The sequence below is a fragment of the Desulfomicrobium macestii genome, from assembly GCF_014873765.1.
GTDB classification, from domain to species: domain Bacteria; phylum Desulfobacterota; class Desulfovibrionia; order Desulfovibrionales; family Desulfomicrobiaceae; genus Desulfomicrobium; species Desulfomicrobium macestii.
Window position 1 is genome coordinate 57495 of the sequence record NZ_JADBGG010000021.1, and the last position, 20643, is coordinate 78137.

Annotated in this window: 15 protein-coding genes and 1 tRNA gene; 15 read left to right on the plus strand and 1 reads right to left on the minus strand. The window is 52.0% G+C overall.

Features of this window, described 5'->3' with window-relative positions; translation table 11 throughout:
* Positions 1-7 precede the first annotated feature (7 nt).
* The 3 genes from H4684_RS13695 to cydB are packed head-to-tail and all read left to right on the plus strand — an operon-like array spanning position 8 to position 3087.
* Positions 8-715, plus strand: a complete 708-nt coding sequence (locus tag H4684_RS13695; protein WP_192624153.1) for a DVU0298 family protein — start codon at positions 8-10, stop codon at positions 713-715.
* 12 nt (positions 716-727) lie between these two features.
* Positions 728-2032, plus strand: a complete 1305-nt coding sequence (locus tag H4684_RS13700; RefSeq protein ID WP_192624154.1) for a cytochrome ubiquinol oxidase subunit I — start codon at positions 728-730, stop codon at positions 2030-2032.
* A 29-nt stretch (positions 2033-2061) separates the two neighbouring features.
* A complete protein-coding gene (cydB, locus tag H4684_RS13705; protein WP_192624155.1) occupies positions 2062-3087 on the plus strand; it encodes a cytochrome d ubiquinol oxidase subunit II in 1026 nt (341 codons plus the stop codon).
* A gap of 247 nt (positions 3088-3334) precedes the next feature.
* Here cydB and H4684_RS13710 read toward each other — a convergent pair whose 3' ends face one another.
* A complete protein-coding gene (locus H4684_RS13710) occupies positions 3335-4507 on the minus strand; it encodes a TraB/GumN family protein (protein WP_192624156.1) in 1173 nt (390 codons plus the stop codon).
* A 169-nt stretch (positions 4508-4676) separates the two neighbouring features.
* Between H4684_RS13710 and H4684_RS13715 the strand changes: the two genes are divergently transcribed.
* From H4684_RS13715 to H4684_RS13770, 12 genes are all read left to right on the plus strand, one after another.
* The gene (locus tag H4684_RS13715; RefSeq protein WP_092193744.1) at positions 4677-6062 is read left to right on the plus strand and encodes an MATE family efflux transporter; all 1386 of its coding nucleotides are present in this window, start codon (positions 4677-4679) and stop codon (positions 6060-6062) included.
* On the plus strand, positions 6059-6355 hold the full coding sequence (locus tag H4684_RS13720) for a hypothetical protein (RefSeq protein WP_092193743.1): 297 nt from the start codon (positions 6059-6061) through the stop codon (positions 6353-6355). The genes H4684_RS13715 and H4684_RS13720 overlap by 4 nt, the downstream gene beginning before the upstream one ends.
* 244 nt (positions 6356-6599) lie before the next feature.
* Positions 6600-6686, plus strand: a tRNA-Leu gene (locus H4684_RS13725).
* Between the two features lie 284 nt (positions 6687-6970).
* Positions 6971-7246: a hypothetical protein gene (locus H4684_RS13730; protein ID WP_192624157.1), complete on the plus strand. Its 276-nt coding sequence runs from the start codon at positions 6971-6973 to the stop codon at positions 7244-7246.
* 117 nt (positions 7247-7363) lie between these two features.
* Positions 7364-8410, plus strand: a complete 1047-nt coding sequence (locus tag H4684_RS13735) for a replication initiation protein (protein ID WP_192624158.1) — start codon at positions 7364-7366, stop codon at positions 8408-8410.
* A 288-nt stretch (positions 8411-8698) separates the two neighbouring features.
* Positions 8699-9091 carry a hypothetical protein gene (locus tag H4684_RS13740; RefSeq protein ID WP_192624159.1) on the plus strand — a complete coding sequence of 131 codons (393 nt, stop codon included), beginning with the start codon at positions 8699-8701 and terminating at the stop codon, positions 9089-9091.
* Between the two features lie 333 nt (positions 9092-9424).
* Positions 9425-10138, plus strand: a complete 714-nt coding sequence (locus H4684_RS13745) for a hypothetical protein (protein WP_225940438.1) — start codon at positions 9425-9427, stop codon at positions 10136-10138.
* Entirely contained in the window at positions 10125-10679 is a 555-nt protein-coding gene (locus H4684_RS13750; protein WP_192624161.1) for a BREX protein BrxB domain-containing protein, read from the plus strand. The genes H4684_RS13745 and H4684_RS13750 overlap by 14 nt, the downstream gene beginning before the upstream one ends.
* Positions 10680-10687: 8 nt before the next feature.
* A complete protein-coding gene (brxC, locus tag H4684_RS13755) occupies positions 10688-14116 on the plus strand; it encodes a BREX system P-loop protein BrxC (protein WP_192624162.1) in 3429 nt (1142 codons plus the stop codon).
* An 11-nt stretch (positions 14117-14127) separates the two neighbouring features.
* Positions 14128-14667, plus strand: a complete 540-nt coding sequence (locus H4684_RS13760) for a hypothetical protein (protein ID WP_192624163.1) — start codon at positions 14128-14130, stop codon at positions 14665-14667.
* Positions 14651-17989, plus strand: coding sequence for an Eco57I restriction-modification methylase domain-containing protein (locus tag H4684_RS13765; RefSeq protein WP_192624164.1), 3339 nt, complete (start codon positions 14651-14653; stop codon positions 17987-17989). Before H4684_RS13760 ends, H4684_RS13765 begins: the two co-directional genes overlap by 17 nt.
* Positions 17986-20643 (plus strand): TrlF family AAA-like ATPase, encoded by a 2658-nt coding sequence (locus tag H4684_RS13770; protein WP_192624165.1) that lies wholly within the window; start codon positions 17986-17988, stop codon positions 20641-20643. Before H4684_RS13765 ends, H4684_RS13770 begins: the two co-directional genes overlap by 4 nt.

Sequence of the window (20643 nt, forward strand, 5' to 3'; positions counted from 1 at the left end):
ACGCACCATGGCGCGCAGCAGAGAAATAAAACGCCAAGTCCTGGACCTCCTGGCCACCGATGGCTGGGAGGCGGACCTTGGCGGCCTCGCGGATCTTGGACAGCAGGCCGTGGCGCCGCTTTTTTCGGCGCTGTGCAACCCTGCGCCGCTGGTCCGCTGGCGCGCGGTCACGGGGTTTGGGATCGTCATCGCGGCCCTGGCCGAAAAGTCTCCGGAAAAGGCGCGCGTGGTCATGCGCCGCTTCATCTGGAGCCTCAACGACGAATCCGGGGGCATCGGCTGGGGCGCACCGGAGGCCATGGCCGAAATCATGACCGCAAGCCCCCTGATCGCTTCCGAATACCACAACCACCTCCTGGCCTATATCCATGAGGACCACTGCCGGCCTGACTGCTACCTGGAACACGCCCCCCTGCGCCGTGGGGCCGTCTGGGGCGTGGGGCGGCTGGCTCAGGTTCGGCCGGACCTCGCGGCGAAGGCGGAGCCCGATCTGCTCTGCGCCCTGGAAGACTGCGACACGGTCATCCGGGGCCTTGCGGCCTGGGCCTGCGGTCTGCTGGGTCTGACTGCGGCGCTGCCGAAACTTGGAGCCATCAGCCAGGACCAATCGGTCCTTGAATTGTACCGCGACCGCGAACTTCAGGAAGTGACCCCGGCCATCCTGGCCGCGGAGGCCGTCTGCCGGATCACGGGCCACGCACCCGCTCAAAACTAAAGGAGACTCACTATGGATGTGCTCATGTTATCCAGGCTTCAATTCGCCATGGCTACCATGTTTCATTTCATCTTCGTCCCGCTGACCCTGGGCCTGTCCATTCTGGTAGCCATCATGGAAACCAAATACGTACGGACCGGCGACGAGACGTACAAACGGATGACCAAATTCTGGGGCAAGCTCTTTGTCATCAATTTCGTGCTCGGCGTGGTCACGGGAATCACGCTTGAATTTCAGTTCGGCACCAACTGGTCCCGCTATTCCGAATATGTCGGAGACATCTTCGGATCACTTTTGGCCATTGAAGCCACCACATCCTTTTTTCTTGAATCGACCTTTCTCGGCGCCTGGATCTTCGGCTGGAACATCCTGTCCCCCAAGATGCACGCGGCATGTATCTGGCTTGTGGCCATCGCCTCCAACCTTTCGGCGGCATGGATTCTCCTGGCCAACGCCTTCATGCAGAACCCCGTGGGCTATGTGCTCAGAAACGGACGCGCCGAACTGGACAATTTCTTTCACGTGCTCCTGAATCCCTTTGGCTGGCAGCAGTACGTCCACACGCTGAGCGGCGCCTTCACCCTGGCCGGATTTTTCGTCATGGGTGTCTCCGCCTACCATCTGCTCAAAAAACAGAACATCGACTTCTTCACCCGCTCCTTCAAGATGGGCATGGTCTTCGCCCTTGTCTTCTCGGTACTGGTCGCGGTCCAGGGCCACCATCACGCCCAGGAAGTCGGCAAGATCCAGCCCGCCAAGCTCGCGGCCATGGAGTCCCTGTGGGAAACCCATGAAAACGCGCCCATGTATCTTTTGGTCGTGCCGGACGAAAAAAACGAAAAGAACGCCATCGAACTCTTCGGCATCCCCGGCGCCCTGTCCTTTCTGGCCCACGGCTCCTTCAACACTTCCGTCCAGGGCCTGAAGGACTGGCCGGCGGATGAGCGCCCGCCCGTCATGCTGACCTTCCTCTCCTTCAGGGCCATGGTCGGCCTCGGCACGCTCCTGCCCATCCTCTGCATCTGGGCCTTCCTGCGCCGCAACAAGCTGACCGAGACGCCGCGCCTGCTGAAGGCCATGCTCTTCGCCATCCCGCTCCCCTATCTCGCCATCGAGGCGGGCTGGGTCGTGGCCGAGGTGGGACGTCAGCCCTGGATCGTCTACGGGCTCATGAAAACCGCCGACGCGGTCTCGCCCATCGTGACGTCCCAGGTGGCCTTCTCCCTGGTGGCGCTGACCCTGCTCTACGCGCTGCTGGGCGCAGTGGACATCTACCTGCTCTTCAAGTTCGCCAAGAAAGGCCCGGCCGAGGCATAAACCGTTCGGATCACAAGGAGGATTGATACATGCTTGAAACCATATGGTTCCTACTCTGGGGTGTGCTCTGGGCTGTTTATTTCGTGCTGGACGGATACGATCTGGGCATCGGAACCCTTGTCCCGTTCCTCGGCAAATCCGACACGGACCGCAGGGTAATGTTCAACGCCATGGGGCCCTTCTGGGACGGCAACGAAGTCTGGCTGATCACCGCCGGCGGCGTGACTTTCGCCGCGTTCCCCAAGGCCTACGCGGTCATGTTCAGCGGCCTTTATACGCCGCTCATGCTGCTGCTTTTCGCCCTCATCGTCCGCGGCGTCTCCCTGGAGTTCAGACACCAGGTCGACAGCCCGGCCTGGCGCAAGGTCTGGGACTGGGGTGCCACCATCGGCAGCTTCGTGCCCGCGCTGCTTCTGGGCGTGGCCTTCGCCAACATCTTCATGGGCCTGCCCCTGGATGAAAACGGTGTCTTCCAGGGCAACCTGCTGACCCTTCTGAATCCCTACGGCCTGGCCGGAGGAGTGCTCTTCGTGCTGCTCTTCGTCATGCACGGAGCCCTGTGGCTGACGATCAAAAGCGAAGGCGACCTGCAGCAACGCGCAGCCAAGCTGGCCCGCAGGCTCTGGCCAGTGCTGGTTGCACTCATCGGCGCCTTCGTGGTCCTGACCGCCATCTACACCAACCTGCTGGCCAACTACCTGCTCAACCCGCTGATGCTCGTCCTGCTGGTGATTCCTGTCCTGGCGCTCGTTCTGCTGCGCCAGCAGATCGGCAAGGAGCAGTGGTGGTCCGCCTGGGGCCTGTCCGCCGCCATAATCGCCGGCCTGACGCTCTTCGGCGTGGTCGGGCTGTACCCGGCGCTGCTGCCTTCGAGCATCTCCCCGGACTATTCCATCACCATCACCAACGCGGCCTCCAGCACCCTGACCCTGTCCATCATGCTGGGCGTGACGCTGGTCTTCATCCCCATCGTGGCGGCCTACCAGTTCTGGCTCTACCGGACCTTCGCCCACAAGGTCACCGAAAAGGAACTGGCCCAGGACGGTGCCTACTAGCGCCGGATTCTGTTCGCATCGACAACAAAAAAGGGTGGCCGAAATGGTCACCCTTTTTTGTTGAGTCAAAACAAGTTGTTTCGATATGAAATCATGCCGGATGGATTCCCGCCTTCGCGGGAATGACAGTGTATCTTGCGCAGCCCTGCCTCAAGCCGTCTTGCAGCGATCTTCGGGTATGGATGGCATATATCGCCACCTCTCACGGTCCCCTCACCGACGCGGACCCCGTCAAAAATCGACCGTTCTAGAAGACCATGCTCGCGATCCAGCTTCCGGAGACAAAGACGCCTATGGTCGCGCCCAGATTGGCAAAGATAACCACGAGCAAAATGCGGCTGACCGGATTGATCCAGAATCCCTTCACGGTCATGACGCTCATGGGCAGTTCTTCAAGATCCGAAACCGTGGGCTTCTTGACCCAGGCCTGGACAAGTCCGGCCACCCAGCCCGCGGCAATGAGCGGATGCAGCGTGGTGATGGGCGCGGCCAGAAAGCTCGAAAGCACGGTCAGCGGATGCCCGAAGGCGGCAAGGGAACCAAGGGCCGCGCCGATGCCGGTCACCAGCACCCAGACGGAAATTGCGTCCATGGAGGCATCAGCGCCGCCACGGAAAAATCCGATGACCAGCAATGCGACGAAAAAACCGGGTAATCCCCACTTCCAGAACGCGCCCCATCTGGAGGGTGGAGGAAGCTCTTCCAGCGGAGCCAGGTCGATCTCCTGGCCAAAATATTTCTGCATGCCCGGCACGTGACCGGCTCCGACCACGGCCACGATGTTCGTGCCCGGAGCCTTGCGGATTTTCTGCGCCAGATAGATGTCGCGCTCGTCGATGAGGCGTTCCTTGATCTGGGGGAAATTTTCCGCAAAAGAGCCCATGATCGCGGCCAGCTGATCCTTCTTCTTCAGATCCTCGATAAGCTCCTTGTCCACGTCGTCGTCGACGAAGATGCTGGCCAGAAGCTGGCTCAGAAGCTGGAATTTCTTCCAGAAGCCAAGAAAACCCCAGACGCGCTTCAAGGTGACCTGCACATCGCGGTCGGCCAGGACCAGGGTGGCTCCGGTCTCGCCGGCCAGACGCACTCCTTCCATCATCTCCGCGCCGGGCTGCACGCCCAGCTTGTCGCCGATCTTGCGGTAGAAAGCCTGCAACACGAGTTGCACCATGAGGAAGACAGCCTTGCCTTCCTTGATGACCTTGTAGATGTCCATCCGCTTCCAGTCGTCGCGGCGGGTCATGGCCTGATGACGCGCCGGGCAAAGCTCGACGCAGATGGAATCAGGACGCACTATCTCCACGGTCCGGCGCACATCCTCGACACTTTCCAGGGAAACGTGGGCGGTTCCGACGAGAAAAAACCTTTTCTCGCCCTCTTCGACCACGGTCACGCTCTCGGGCAAATTTTCAAAATCCACGCTATACCTCACGGGCACAAGCCCTGTTTATTGTCAAGATCCGTTCCGTTATCCGCAGCCACCCGGGAAAGCAAGCCCAGGCGGTCCCTGACATCGGGCGGGCACATTTTCGCTTGTCAAATCAAAGTCCCTGAAGCATTCCGACCCAGACAACTCATCCGGAGCAGACATGTCTAAAAGCGATTTCGACCAGAACTTGCAACGCGCACCTTACGCTACCATCTGGAACCTGGCCTGGCCCCAGGTGGTCATGATGTTCTTCCATTTCCTGATCGGCTTTGTCGACGTGTGGGTGGCCGGACGGATCGGTCGCGAGACTCAAGCCTGCGTGGGCGTCATGAGCCAAGCCATGTTTTTTTTCATGGTCGTGGCCATTGCGCTGGCCAACGGTGGTGTGGCGGCCATAAGCCAGAGCTCCGGAGCGGGGCTGCCACGCCGCGTCAAACGTTTTGTGGGGCTTGGAGTGGGACTCGGATTTGTCACGGGACTGATCATTCTGGCCTTCGGGCTCTGGTTCGACGAACGCTTCCTGCTCCTGCTGCAGATACCGGCCGAGGTCATGCCCATCGCCGAATATCTGCTGCAAGTCAGTCTCTACATTCTGCCGGCCTACTACCTGTTCACCATCAGCAACGCCTTTTTCCGGGCCCAGAAAATAGTGACCCTGCCCCTTTATTCCATGATTCTGGTCACGGGAGTAAACACACTGCTCGACCTGGGCCTTGGACTCGGCATGTGGGGGCTACCCAACCTCGGGTACAAGGGCATCGCCTGGGCGACATTCGCCTCCATCCTTTGCGGCACCGTCTATAATTTTGCCATGATGTTCCGCTGCGGGCTGCTCTCCCGGCAAAGCCTGGCCCCATGGCGCTGGGTCCGGCTGGCCCTGCCCTATCTGGTCAAGGTAGCCTGGCCGGCCGGGCTCATGCAGCTGGTCTGGCACTCGGCCTACATGGTGCTCTATGCCATCACGGCCAGTCTTCCCTTTGACAACGTCGTCGCCATGGCGGGCATGAGCGCGGGCATCCGCATCGAAGCGCTGCTCTTTCTTCCCGGCATCGCCTTCAATTTCACCGCCTCAATTCTGGTGGGCCACTATCTCGGCCAGGGGCGAAAGGAGGAGGCCAAGCGCATCGGCTACAAGATCATGGTCGTGGGCGTGATCGCCATGAGCATCATCACCGGCCTTTTGTGGCTGGTCATTGAGCCGGTCATCGCCTTTGTCGCGCCGGACCTGCAGGTACAGGACGAAGCCATTCGCTATCTGGCCTGGAACATGGCCGCCACGCCGCCGCTGCTGGCCGCCATGATCCTTGGCGGCGCCTTCACCGGAGCGGGCGCGACCATCTACCAGGCCGTCATATTCGGCACGGCAGCGTGGCTGGTGCGCCTGCCGCTGGCGTACCTGCTGGGGCATGTGGTATTCCAGACCGCCAACGGCGTATGGATGGCCATGTTCGCGTCCGTCCTGGTCCAGTGCGCCACCGCCCTTTATTTCTATCAGTACAAGGATTGGTACAAATTCACTCTGCGCAAAGACAGGAGAACCGCTTGAAATCCCTGCCCGGCCACTATCTCGGGTCCGTTGCCAACTACGCGGCGGACACTCCCTGGGACCTGGAGTACTCCCTGGTGCTGGACGCCCTGGGGCACTACCAATTCTTTTCACGCGACGGTGAAGGACTGATCCGCCAGCGCAACGCCGGCACCTCCGGCCGGGCATTCGCCCAGTTCGCGGTGCAAAACGGCTTTGACGTGGAAGAATTGTTGCGCGACCTGAGCTACATCGACAGCGGATTTGCCGCCGACTTCAAGAACTTCATCGCAAGCCGCAACGCAACAGACTGAAACCATAAACGAAAACATGGCAGCACTTCGGCCGGCAAAAACCAAAACCAGTCAAAAATAAAAAAATCCCCGTCCACCAAACGACGTCCCACCGCATCGTAGGGGCGAAAAATTTTTCGCCCCTCCCCCGCGCCGCGTCACCCGATCGACCACACCATACCCGGACCCGCCACCGCTTAACCGTCCAAGAGCCCAAGAAAGAATTGACGGTCATCACCGCCCTGTATATTTGAAAAACCTCCCTGCCCGGGTGGTGGAAGTGGTAGACGCCAGGGATTTAAAATCCCTTGACCTTCGGGTCGTGCGGGTTCAAGTCCCGCCCTGGGCACCAAAAGAAAACAAGGACTTAAGTGTTAAAACACTTAAGTCCTTTTTTCTTTTTCGTGACCGACCCCGACGTCTTGTCCCCCACCTGTCCCCCAAAATAAACCATGAACTCGTCTTGGCACTGTTTGCCTTGGTCGGCCACACACACGGGCGCTTAAAAAAAGTTGAGCTGGAATCGTCTAGATAGGTTGAAAAAAACTTCCAAATCCTGTATATCTTATAAGATGGGAGTTCTTGCCCTTGAACACGAGATAGTTTCACAACAACATAATTTGGAGGTTATATATAATGGTAATGAATGACGAGAAAGCTAAATACACTGATATTGAGGATCATGTACTCCTCAATGAGTTTAATGAACTAGCTGCCAAGTGGGGAAAACCGTTTGTACCCCGCACCAAAGTTGGAATATTTTCGGAGGGGTTGTTGCATCCGAGAACTTTAGCCAATCTTGATTGTTTGGGTATTGGACCCGGAAAAATCATAATGGGTAAACGTGTTTTTTACAAAACACCAGATCTCATTGCCTGGATGCAAGGCCGTGTTAAAAAACAAGCTGCTTAAAAACTGCCATAATATATCGATACAATTTTACTAAAACTGATTCTTTTTAAAAAAATGATAGAAATTAAAAAAATTTAATCATTTTGGTTAAAAAAATTGTTTCCCGTGCCACTTGGCATGGAAACAAAAAATATAATTAAAAAAACAGATTTAAAAGTGATAATGGAAAATGTCTACCTCGATCAACAAAAACGTTTTATTCAAAAACTACCGTCTCGACCATATTGTGCAGAAAAAATAACAGACGGTCTAATAATCGAGGATCTAGACAAGGCAATTTGCTACCCCTACATCCAACTCAACAGACATGACAGAGGTTATATTGTCTTAGATTTGGATATAAAAAATTCAGCTTATCTTTGGCAGGATCTTGAACTTCCAGAGCCAACTATAATTTGCGTAAACCCAAAAACAACTCATTGTCATTATTTTTACGAGCTAAAAATCGGAGTAAAACACCCAAAAACCAACGAAGGGTATTCTCCATATAGCATGAAGGCAATTAAATATTTCGAGTCAGTATATAAGACACTTGTCCTTAAATATAAAGCAGACCCGTCATATGGACAACTAATTGCCAAAAATCCACTACACCCTCACTGGCTAACAATTTGGACAAATGTATCATATGAACTCAGCGATTTTCGAAAATATTTAAAAATTACTTGGAACTTTAAAAATTACACACCCCGAGATCAACAAATTCTTGGCAGAAATGATTACATATTTAATGTTGTAAGGGAAATGGTCAAAGACTTCCTCACAAGTTCAAGTACATTTGAAGAAATATATGAATATACACATATGTCTGTCAGCGTCGAAAACAGCAAGTTTGACGAACCACTTCCGGCCAGCGAAGTAAGATCAATCACTAACAGCATATCAAAATACTCTTTTAAAAACAAAGAATTAATTATTCAAAGAAGACAAGAACAAAAATCATTGATCTTGACAAATGAAGAAATTAAGGAAAAACAAAAAATAGCTGCGAACAAAACTAATAAATCACAATCAGAAAATACACGTTCAATCATTTTAAACACGATAGCAAAGTTCAAACAAGAAAACAAAAAAATAACCATTGCTGCCTTGGCAAAAGAAATGAACAAAAACAGATCATGGATCACTACAAGGTATTCCGATTTTATAAAATCACAAATTTAATGATTGAATAGTACCTAAAGTGTTTGGCATGGTATATAACGATCAGTTAGTGTATACTAGCTCCAGCTATAATTGACTTGAAGAAGAAAGCGAAGCGATTCCTAGGTGACCAACCAAACCCGGAACACCCCAGAAATTCTGGTGAATCTCTACCATACCAAACACTTTCAAACAACGAATGAGCATAAGAAAACAAGAAAGAGGATGCTTTACGCGCGAAGCGCGTTATGCCCCAAAACTTAGAAACAAATCAATAAATCACACCAAACATCAACAAGAGGTTTTTACATGGAAAAAATGAAATTGAAAAACAAAAAAGAAGTCGACATCAAAGAGCTATCTAACAAGCTACTTGAGTATGCTATTGAAAATTTTTCAGAATCAAAGGTTTTTGACACCTATAGGGCCAAGAAAGATTTTGGAGTAAAAAGAAACCTTATCATCGAGGCGTACGCTTTTGGGCCTTCAGAATTACACGAATTTAAGTTGATTGAGAGCAAACCAGCAACCATCATTAAAGAAGCTGAACTTCCAGTCATTGGAAGGAAAGGAACAGTTGTGATCAAAAAATTTTTCCTTGATCAATTCAACATTAAAAATCCTGACAAAGCATATGAAGAAAACGACCAGTTTGACATCAAGATTTCAGCAGACAAAATCGTCCTTACAAGAAAAAATTAATCTGTACTTGATGATCGTCCCGACGCCCTGGGACGATCATCACTTTTTCAGTTGATCCCGCCCCACATCCCTACATATCATCCGACAGCCTTCTCAAAAATTGTATTACATCTTTGGTACTTGACTTTGCTCACTTCGTGGGGCTTAGTTCAAAGCCGTATTTCCTTTTCTGGATTTGGGCATCCAATCAATATTTTCAGACAGAAGCAAACTTTTCAGGACTCCTCATTTAACAGGGCATGTGTTTTGACGAACAAAGATAAGCATTCTAAGGGAATCAGTCCGCTCGGATTCAGTTATGAACGAGGGGGTGCCCATCTGGCTCGAACCATAATGTTCGAGGAACTCCAGGAGGCCTTGCGGCAACCTACGGAATTTACGGTTTCCAAAGATGACTTCCGGAAGGCCATTGTCGACGAGAACTGCCTTAACAAGCGTTCGGGCCGAACGAGGTTGCTGACCTACCGGCACCTCGTGGATCTTTATGGCCTGGACACAGGGACCACCTTATTCCGCAACCTCCTCCACTTCTGGCAGCGAGATCCTTCCGCCAGGGCATCTCTGGCCTTTCTTTGCGCGTACGCCCGCGACCCCCTTTTGCGGAGCGCGACGCCGTTCCTTTTTGATCACCCCATTGGATCAACGGTTATTCGGCAGAACCTCGAACAATTCATTGATTCGCTGGAAACTGACCGTTTCAGCTCAGCTACGCTCAAATCGCTGGCACAAAATATCAGCTCGTCCTGGACGCAGGCTGGTTACCTGAGTGGCCGTGTCCGAAAAATTCGTTCTCAGCCACCCGTCACTCCTGGCGCGACAGCTTATGCTCTTCTTTTGGGGTATCTTAACGGGTTGCGTGGGATGGCCCTTTTTGAATCGGAATACGTCAATCTCCTCGATTGCCCCTTGGAAATGGCTCTAGATAGCGCCGCCGAGGCTTCCCGCCGTGGCTGGATCGTTTTCAAAAGGATCGGTAACGTGGTTGAAGTTCTTTTCCCCAACCTTCTGACTGCTGCGGAAATGGAGTTGCTGCGTGAGCAAGGTTAAAAGACTGATACAATCTTACGGCAACTTCATCGCTGTCCCTTGGCGTGAAGATGCCGCTCCGGCTCAACGTGTCGTTTTCTGCGTGTATGACGAGAATGAAGAACTTCGGCTCAGGGCCAAAATCGAAGAGTTCGAACTGACCACACGCCAAGCCGGTCACGACTGGTTTGTCTTCGATGTCACCGACTCATTCGCCCATTGGTTGTCCAGTGAAGATTATGCTGAGGAATTCTTCAAGGAGCCAAACCTGCTGGGCGATCTCCTCCCGGATGAATACCTGCGTTTCCTGGTCTTGTACTTCAATAAACACATAGGCGAGGCCACAACCAATCCAAACGCGGTAATTGCTGTGTTGGGTGTGGGAGCACTCTTTGGATTCGCTAAGGTCAAAGACCTCGTGGACAGCTTGGCTCCTTTGGTCAAGGGACGCCTGATGATCTTTTTCCCCGGCAGTTACGAAAACAACAATTATCGCCTGCTCGACGGCTACGACGGCTGGAATTATCTCGCGGTCCCAATCACCGCCGACAAATCATTCTAGGAACTCCCATGCTGAACAAAAACATTTTTCTCAAAGATCCTGTATCACGCAAACTGGCCAACCAGGGCGTGGCAAGCGTTAACGAGTCGGACGAAAGCATCCTTCGCTACGAGCTTGAAACCTTTGTGTGCAGCGGACAGTACGAAAAAGGATTGGTGCACATTCTGCGGACGTATCTGGAGAATCTCAAACACCCCCAACAGCCAGGCGTCTGGATCAGCGGTTTTTTCGGGTCAGGCAAATCGCATCTGGTTAAAATTCTGGCCGCTCTCTGGCTGGACTATATCTTTTCTGATGGAGCCACTGCGCGAGGCATCACGACCCTCCCACCTGAAGTTCAGGAGCTATTCCTAGAATTGAAAACAGCCGGACAGAGACATGGCGGTTTACACAGCGTCAGCGGCACCTTGAAGGCCAACGATGACAGCAACAGTGCCCGCGCCGCCATTTTGGCCATGATCTTCAAATCCGTCGGACTGCCCGCGAAGTACCACTTTGCATCATTCGTCATGTGGCTCCAGGAAGAAGGCATCTTGAACCAAGTTCGACAACATGTCGAAAATGCGGGCAAAATCTGGGACCAAGAAGTCCTGCGACTGCACGTCTCCACGGTGCTCCGAGAAGCTCTGGTCAAAATCAGGCCGCAAATCTTTTTTGATGAGAAAACCTGCGCCGATATTCTGCGCAATCAGTTTCCATCCGGCAAAGACGTTTCCAGCGACGACATGATAAAAGCTATCAAGCAGGCCCTGTCCAAGGATGGGAAACTGCCGCTGACCCTGATCGTGCTGGATGAAGTTCAGCAATATATCGGAGAGGACAGTCAACGGTCGATCGATGTGCAGGAAGTTGTCGAGGCCTGTTCCAAGAACATCGGCGGCAAGCTGCTCTTTGTGGGCACCGGGCAGACCGCCGTGACCGGGACAAGCAACCTCAAAAAACTTGAAGGACGGTTTACTGTCCGAGTCGAGCTTTCTGACGCCGATGTGGACGCGGTTATTCGGCAGGTCATCCTGGCCAAAAAGCCTGAGGCCATGGCTCCCATCAGTTCAATGGTCCAGGCCAATTTAGGCGAAATCTCCCGCCATCTGACAGGAACCACCATCGCGCACCGCCAGGCGGACTTGGAATACATCGTTCATGACTACCCTATTCTGCCGGTTCGCCGCCGACTTTGGGAGAATGCCCTTCGTGTCCTGGATCAGTCCGGGACGGACAGCCAACTCCGCAATCAGCTCAGCCTGATTCACAAGGTCATCCAAACCAATGCCGAACAGCCCATTGGGCATGTCGCCCCTGCGGACTTTATTTTCTTTGACCTGGCGGAAAATCTCCTCCGCACCAGAATCCTGCCTCGCAAAGTGTACGAAAAAACCATGGGGTGGAAATCCGGGTCTGCCGATGAACAGCTCATGGCCAGAGCGTGCGCCCTTGTATTTCTGATCACCAAGCTCGCCGCTGCGAACACGGAAATCGGCCTAAAAACCACGGTGGATACGCTGGCAGACTTGCTCGTGGAGGATTTGTCCCAAGGCTCAAGCGTGCTGCGCAGCAAGCTTCCGGGCCTGTTGAACTCCTGCGAACTGCTGATGAAGGTTGGCGACGAGTACCGCATCCAGACCGAAGAAAGCGCGGCTTGGAATGACGAATTTTTAAGCCAACGCACAAGCTTGGCCAGCACCGCCCATCGCATCGAAACAGAACGTGACGACCGCATCAGACGCAAGGTCAGTGAGTCTCTGCGCAAGATTTCTATTCAGCACGGAATGTCGAAGACACCGCGTGATATCTCTACGATCTTTGATTCCCAGCTCCCGTCTGACGCCTCCGGAAAAATCTGCGTATGGATTCGTGACGGCTGGAGCACGGATGAAAATTCCGTTTTAGCTGATGCCCGGCACGCCGGAAACCAATCCCCCACGATCTTTGTTTTTATTCCCAAACGCTCGGCTGATGACCTTCGTCATCAACTGATGGATTACAAGGCAGCCAGCGCCACCTTGGAAAAACGTGGAGTCCCTTCAACCCCGGAAGGCACCGAAGCCCGTGCCGCCATGGAAACGGCGAAATTTAATGCGGAAGCACGCATAGCCGCACTTCTGGATGATGCGTTTTCGGGGGCCAGAGTGTTCCAAGGAGGCGGTAACGAAATTCTGGGCAATGAGCTTCAGGACAAGGTGACGGAAGCAGCCAAAAATTCATTAGCCCGCCTGTTTCCACAATTCGACCTTGCAGACAACAATGGCTGGAGCAAAGTGCTTGAACGCGCCCAAAAAGGCGCTCCTGACGCCTTGAAGACCGTTGGCTATGAAGGTGAGCCTGGAGCCAATGTCGTTTGCAAAGCGATCCTGGGTTTTATCGCCGGAGGAAAAAAAGGTGTCGACATCCGTAGTCACTTTGAAGGCCCCGTATACGGATGGCCGAGGGATGCAGTGGATGGAGCCTTGCTCGTCATGGTCAACGCGGGTCTTGTTCGTGCTCTGGATGACATGGGCAAGGCCTTGGACGCGAAGACGTTAGACCGAAGGAATTTTGGCAAAACCTCTTTTAAAGTTGAAGCGACCACCATCAGTGCGGCCCAAAAAATCCAGATCCGCAAGGTTCTGCAAAAAATTGGCATTGCCGCCAAACAGGGAGAGGAATCCGCCTCGATCCCCGAGTTTGTGCAGAGCATGAAAAACCTGACCGAGCGAGCGGGCGGCGATGCACCCAAGCCTGCGATACCGGATACCGCCTGCCTCGAAGACATCAGACTGACAACCGGGAACGAACAGCTTCTTGCTGTTTACAATCTGCGCGATGAGTTAGCCGCCTTGATCGATTCCTGGACAGAAGTTGCGGATCAAATCTCCAAGCGCTGGCCTGCTTGGTCCACCCTGGTCCGTCTGAAAAAACACGCCGCAACCTTATCCCAAGCCAAGCTGCTGCTCGATCAGATTTCGACCATTGAACAGGAACGCCAACTGTTAAATGATCCCGACCTGGTAAGTCCCCTCGTATCCAGCCTAGCCCAAATTCTGCGAGCAGAGTTGAACCGTCTTGATCATGACTATTCGACCAAACACGAAGAAGGCATGGCCCGGCTTAAACAGGATGACAATTGGCAGCAATTGGAACCGGAACAACGTCATCAGCTTTTGTCAGGCCAGATTCTGCATGAGTCTGCCAGACCGAAAGTCGAGGTCCAAGCAACGGAAGACGTGCTGCGCACCCTGGAAGCATTTTCGTTGACCATGTTCGAAGACCGAATTGCCGCCATGCCGGGACGTTTTGACGCAGTCCTGCAAGCTGCGGCGGAACTCATGGAGCCGGAAGCAAAATTCATCCACCTGCCGCGTCGTACTATCAAATCCAGAGATGAACTGGAAACTTGGCTTGCTGAAGTGAAGGCACAACTCGCTTCTGCCTTGGAAGCTGGTCCCGTGGTCATAAAATAGGTGAATGATTTATGACCGCATCGAATGCCTTCTCAGCCCAGGACTGGATCAAGGAGCATCTTCACGATGGTGTCCACCTTGACCCTGAATGTCTCCATGCAGTGCAGAATTTTACATTGATGTGGAATATCTTTGAAAGTCTTCTATGTGACAATAGCGCATCTGTCTGCAAATTTGGCTTAATCTTGGCTAAATGGAAAGTTCCGCACCTGCCACCAGAAATCCAACAAGCATTTGCATATTTCCAGAATCGCTACGTCACTACCGACGGATTCAGTCGTCACTTCAAATTACAATTCCGCAACAACGATTGTCGCAAAATGGTAGAAAACGCTCTTAAATCTGCACATAATGATGCTTCGACAATGATCTACGTCCTTTTGATAATTATCTATCGTCTCAGAAATAACCTCTTTCACGGTCTGAAAAGCGTTTCATCTCTCAACAATCAGACTGACAATCTGAATGTTGCGGCCCGAGCCTTGGCTGCAATTATTGAACTTCACGGACACCCCGCACTCACTAGGAGCAACCATGCTGCCTCTCGCTAAATCCCTGCGCAACGATTTGGAAAAAACCGTCAAATCAGCCCGCGACATGGCTGAAAGTGCGGCCAAGGCATGCTTGGAACAACTTGGCGTTGGGGAGACGGCTCCGTTTTCACATCTATCCGATGATCAAAAGGACTTGCGCCGCAGGCTTCGTGCCCACGGGCGACAACTTGGTGATAACCGCTCTACCAAAGGTGAGCAGGAAATAGCCCGTCTAGTGGAAGAAGTGGCCTACGAGCATTGGCATCGCATGCTTTTTGCCCGTTTTCTGGCTGAGAATAATCTGCTCATGTTCGACGGCGTAGCCGTCACCTTAGAAGAATGCGCGGAACTGGCCGATGATGAAGGCGTCGCCAATGAATGGGAGCTTGCCGCCAACCTGGCCGGAGCCATGCTACCCCAGATATTTCGCACGGATTCGGTTGTCTTCAAACTGAAGTTATCTCCTGAACACCAGCGCAGTCTGGAACGGCTCATTGCCGCCTTACCAGCAGACGTTTTCACGGCGTCAGATTCTCTTGGGTGGGTCTACCAGTTCTGGCAGAGCAAGCGCAAAGAAGAGGTCAATGCTTCCGAGGTCAAAATTGGCGCACGAGAACTGCCTGCCGTGACCCAGCTTTTCACCGAGCCCTACATGGTAGCTTTTCTGCTGGATAATTCCTTAGGCGCTTGGTGGGCTGCGCGGAGATTAAGCGAAGAAGACTTTCGGACAGCGAAGAATGAAGAGGAATTACGGGGAAAAGCAGCCATTCCTGGGCTCCCTTTGGAATATCTGCGGTTTGTCCGTCAGGATGACGGATCATGGACACCAGCCGCTGGAACTTTCGACGGCTGGCCGAACCAACTTGCAGAATTGAAAACCCTCGACCCCTGCTGCGGCTCCGGCCACTTCCTGGTGGCAGCCTTCCTGATGCTGCTGCCCATGCGTATGGAACGAGACGGTCTTTCGGCCAAAGAGGCCGCGGACGCGGTGCTGCGGGAAAACATCCATGGTTTGGAACTGGATAAGCGCTGCGTAGAACTGGCCGCCTTTGCTCTGGCTCTCACAGCATGGAAATACCCGAACGCTGGCGGCTACCGCGCGTTGCCGGAGTTGAACGTTGCCTGCGCGGGGTTGTCTATCAGTGCCAAGAAAGAGGAATGGTTGGCACTGGCTGGTGAAAAAACCAACCTGCTGCTCGCCCTCGAAGAGCTTTACAAGCAGTTCAAAGACGCACCGGTGCTTGGCAGCCTAATCAATCCAGAAGCAAGTTTGGGTAAGGGGTCGCTGTTTGAATTGAAGTGGGAAGAAGTCGGGCCATTGCTTTCCAAAGCCTTAAAAGAAGAAAAAAATATCGAGCGTTCCGAACTTGCCGTTGTTGCAAATGGCTTGTCAAATGCTGCTAGTTATTTGACGGGCAAATTTTCCCTAGTTTTTACAAATGTTCCCTACCTAAAAGGAGGTTACCATTCAGACATCCTCAAATCTTTTTGTGAATCGAGATATCCGAGGTCAAAATATGACTTGGCGACGGTTTTTATCGAAAGATGCCAGGATCTGTTGTCCCGTAATGGGAGCTTGGCTGTAGTAACCCAGCAATACTGGCTTTTTCTTAAATATTATGCAGGGTTAAGGGAATATTTTATTAGAAATAAACAGTTGGGTCTCATAGCGAGACTTGGCCCCGGAGCGTTTGAGACGATTTCTGGGGAAGTCGTGAATGTATGCCTCCAAATCACTCATAATACGAAACCGTCGAAGCTATATCGGCACAACGGATTTGAGCTAGATTCAGTCAAAGGCATTGAGCAAAAGATAAGCCATCTAACATCTTCGGAAGTTCTTTTCTCGCAGCAAAGCAACCAGAAGAAAAACCCTGATTGCCGCATTTCTTTTGAGTTGACTGACGATGGCGTTGGGTTGCTGTCTGAGGTAGCGGATTTTGGCAAAGGGAGTGTCTCTGGTGACGGACCTCACTATTTAAGAAAGTTTTGGGAGTTTTCTTCAGTAGGTAATGAAAAGAAATATTGGTTAAACAGCCCTCAAGAGAGTGATATCTGGAGTGGGCGTGACAACATAATTTTATGGGATGGCAAACAGCACAATCCAGAAAGCGAGCTTGGATTTGCGCTACGTGGGCACCGTGTTTTCAAGAAGCATGGAATAGCCATTGGGAAAGCGGGTAAGCTCAGATTTACACCATATACAGGCGAGTTATTTGACGACAATATTGCGGTAATTTGCCCATATGACAATTCCAAATTAGAAGATTTATGGGATTTTTGCACCTCTGGTAAATTTGAGGCAAATCTTAGAAAGTTGGACAAGAAAATGTCCGTTACCGCAGGTACTTTTACAAAAGTATCATTTGATCAAGATACATGGCTTGGCGCACCCTCAAATATAAACATACGAAAACCCTGGTCTATGGACCCCTCACAATGGGTTTTTCATGGATACCCATCTAATAGCACTGAAACACTCCAAGTCGCCGCTATCCGCCTCCTCGGCTACCGTTGGCCTGCCGAACTGGATGCCAGCATGGAACTGGCCGACGAACAGCGCGAATGGGTGCAACGTTGTACGGCCCTTTTACCTTATGCCGACGAAGATGGCATTGTCTGCATTCCCCCGGTCCGGGGGGAAGCCTCTGCTGCTGACCGCCTCCTCAATCTGCTGGCTGCCGCTTATGGTGACGAATGGTCCGCTGAGACATTGAACCAACTCCTGAGCCAAGCCGAGCACGCGGGCAAGACATTAGAAACATGGCTGCGTGAAAAATTCTTCACCCAGCATTGCAAACTCTTTCAGCACCGTCCTTTCATCTGGCACATCTGGGACGGCCTCCGAGATGGTTTTGCCGCCTTGGTCAACTACCATAAACTCGACTACAAAAACCTCGAAACCCTGACCTACACCTACCTTGGAGACTGGATCACCCGTCAGAAACAGGACATCGCCAACGGCGTGGACGGGGCGGCGGAAAAACTCGCCGCCGCCGAAACTTTGAAAAAAAGCCTGGAACTGATTCTGGATGGCGAAAATCCCTACGACATCTTCGTGCGCTGGAAGCCCCTCGACAAACAACCCATTGGCTGGAACCCGGACCTGGGCGACGGCGTGCGCCTCAACATCCGTCCCTTCATGACCGTCCCCGATGTGGCCAAAAAAGGCGCAGGCATCCTCCGTGACAAACCCAACATCAAATGGGACAAAGACCGGGGCAAGGATGTGGAATCTGCTCCATGGTTTCCTGTTTTCAAAGGCGACCGAATCAACGATCATCATCTGAGTTTGGCGGAAAAACGAGCAGCACGAAAGGTTAGAGGAGAGGCACAATGACTGAATTTCACACCAAGGCTCAATTCTGGAAATGTGCACTTCAGGTCAACCCGGTAGATTACATCTCCTACCGAGGGGCTGACCATGGAATGTCTCAGGAGCAATATAATCAAAAACTCGTTGAGGTTGCCCTTGAAAACAATATCAAGGTGATTGGCTTGGCCGACCATGGCAATGTCGATGGCGTAGACGCAATTCGTACCGTCATGAATCAACAGGGAATTTTGGTTTTTCCCGGGTTTGAAATAGCATCTACCGAGAAAGCACATTTTGTCTGCCTATTCCCTGAAAGCACAACTATAGATCAGCTTAATCGCTATTTGGGTGCGTTGGGATTGACCAATCCTGCCAATGGAGTGTGGCCGTCAAACCTTAGCGGGAATGACCTTCTCCAAAAAGTCGAAGAACTTGGTGGGGTAATTTATGCTTCGCATTGTACCGACGACAGTGGTGTTCTTCGACAGAGACTTGTCCACGTGTGGCAGAATCCACTACTCAAGGCGGCACAAATCCCCGGCACCTTGGATGATCTGAAAAATGGAGAAGGGAACGCATACAGGCGAATCCTTCTCAACTCTGATCCAGCCTATAGACGTGATCTCCCGGTGGGCATCATTAACGCCAAGGATGTTGCCGAACCTGATGATTTAGCCAATCCCAAAGCCTCCTGTCTGATCAAGATGACCAAACCCTGCTTCGCTTCATTCAAGCTGGCTTTTCAGGATCCCCAATCACGAGTACGTCTCAACAGCGATGTTTCTGAAAAATATTATTCTCGCATAGAACGCTTAAAAATTACCGGTGGCTATCTGGATGGGGTTGAGATTGAATTCTCTGAACATCTTAACGCGGTCATTGGGGGGCGTGGAACCGGAAAATCAACATTGCTTGAATGCATCCGTTATGCCCTGGGATTGAGGCCCATTGGGAAAAATGCTCAAAAGCAGCACGATGAGATCATCAAGGAAAATCTGGGAAATTCCCGCGCAAGAGTTGAACTGGTGATTCGTTCATCCAAGATGAACGGAAAGCGCTTTATCGTGGCCAGGCGCTACGGTGAGAGTACCAATGTCAGCGATGAGATCGGCAGTCCTTCCACTTTCACGCCCGCTGACCTGTTGCCGGAAATTGAGATTTACGGGCAAAATGAGATTTATGAAATTGCTCAGGATAAGAGCAGCCAACGCCAGTTGTTGAGTCGTTTTCTGGAATCGGGCCAGCAAGACAGTGAAGCAAGCATCCACCAGGCGCTCCAGAAATTAGCGGAAAACAGGCAGAAGCTGATCGAGGCGCAAGGGAGGGTTGCGGCGATTGAGGATGAAGTTGCCCGGCTTCCGAAATTGGAAGAACAGGTTGGCCAATTCAAGAGCCTAGGACTGGAAGACAAACTGAAAGTTGTACCACTGCTTGAAACGGAAAAGCGTTTGTTGAAGCGTGTGCAGGCCGAAGAAGGGCCTAATCTTAATGAAGCATTCCAGACTGTCCGGGATAGTCTGCCAGATACTACATTTTTAAGCGAGTCATCGCTTGAAAAGCTTCCACATGCCGAAAGACTGCGTCAGATGAAAACGGCTTTGGATAGCCTGCGTGTTGAGGCCGAAATCCTGTTGAATCTGTGGCAAAGCAAATACACCACCGCGAAGGAAGGCATTGACAAACTTGCTCAGGAATTAACCGCAGATATTCTACGAGAAGAAGCCGTCCTTGAGGAAACCTTCAAGGGTCTTCCCTCCAGTGAAGGAAAAACCGGCAAGCAGATCGGCCTGGAATTTCAGGCCTTAATGAAAGAAATTGAACGTATTCGTCCCAAAAAAATATTGATAGAAAATCATAAAAAACTGACCTCAGAGCTACAAAAGCAGCGTAAATCGATACTGGATGAGTTGTCTGCAACACGAGCAAATCGTTCTGCACAATTTGCCCGGGCGCTGAAAAGGCTTAATAAACGTCTCGCCGGAAAGCTTCGTCTGGAGGTTAAGGCGGAATCTGATAAAAGGCCAATAATAGACTTTTTGCTGGGATGCAGGATGGATGGAGTGGGTGAAGCCAGGCTTTCCTGGGTTAAAGATGCAGACGATTTTTCGCCGGTTAAGTTGGCTGAAATGATTCGAGGTGGAGCTGATGCACTGCGTAACGCGAAGTGGGGGCTTACTCCTACAGTGGCCGACGCTCTAGTGCGATTAGCACCAGACCAAGTCCTGCAACTCGAAGAACTGGAACTACCCGATCTTATCAATATAGAATTGAATACAGCTCATGAAGGTCAGGAAAACTTTAGACCACTGGACAAACTCTCAACTGGACAACAATGCACGGCAATACTGCACCTACTGCTTTTGCAGAACCTTGATCCTTTAATGATGGATCAGCCTGAAGACAACCTCGATAATGCGTTTATAGCAGATCGCATTGTGGCCGAGCTGCGCTCTGCCAAAATTGCCCGCCAGTTTATCTTTGCAACTCATAACGCCAACATACCCGTGTTCGGCGATGCGGAATGGATCGGGGTGTTTGAGGCCGCAGATGGTCAGGCGCAGATGCCTGTTGAGGCACAGGGTGCGATCGATGTACCCGAAGTCAGAGATAAAGCCGCCGTTATTCTGGAAGGTGGCAGGGCCGCGTTCAACCAACGTAAAGCCAAATACGGATTTTAA

Bases quoted from the DNA above. Each gene is read 5' to 3' on its own strand.
- H4684_RS13695 (WP_192624153.1), top strand. From the start codon at position 8: ATGGCGCGCAGCAGAGAAATAAAACGCCAAGTCCTGGACCTCCTGGCC.
- H4684_RS13700 (WP_192624154.1), top strand. From the start codon at position 728: ATGGATGTGCTCATGTTATCCAGGCTTCAATTCGCCATGGCTACCATG.
- cydB (WP_192624155.1), top strand. From the start codon at position 2,062: ATGCTTGAAACCATATGGTTCCTACTCTGGGGTGTGCTCTGGGCTGTT.
- H4684_RS13715 (WP_092193744.1), top strand. From the start codon at position 4,677: ATGTCTAAAAGCGATTTCGACCAGAACTTGCAACGCGCACCTTACGCT.
- H4684_RS13730 (WP_192624157.1), top strand. From the start codon at position 6,971: ATGGTAATGAATGACGAGAAAGCTAAATACACTGATATTGAGGATCAT.
- H4684_RS13735 (WP_192624158.1), top strand. From the start codon at position 7,364: ATGGAAACAAAAAATATAATTAAAAAAACAGATTTAAAAGTGATAATG.
- H4684_RS13740 (WP_192624159.1), top strand. From the start codon at position 8,699: ATGGAAAAAATGAAATTGAAAAACAAAAAAGAAGTCGACATCAAAGAG.
- H4684_RS13745 (WP_225940438.1), top strand. From the start codon at position 9,425: ATGTTCGAGGAACTCCAGGAGGCCTTGCGGCAACCTACGGAATTTACG.
- brxC (WP_192624162.1), top strand. From the start codon at position 10,688: ATGCTGAACAAAAACATTTTTCTCAAAGATCCTGTATCACGCAAACTG.
- H4684_RS13760 (WP_192624163.1), top strand. From the start codon at position 14,128: ATGACCGCATCGAATGCCTTCTCAGCCCAGGACTGGATCAAGGAGCAT.
- H4684_RS13765 (WP_192624164.1), top strand. From the start codon at position 14,651: ATGCTGCCTCTCGCTAAATCCCTGCGCAACGATTTGGAAAAAACCGTC.
- H4684_RS13770 (WP_192624165.1), top strand. From the start codon at position 17,986: ATGACTGAATTTCACACCAAGGCTCAATTCTGGAAATGTGCACTTCAG.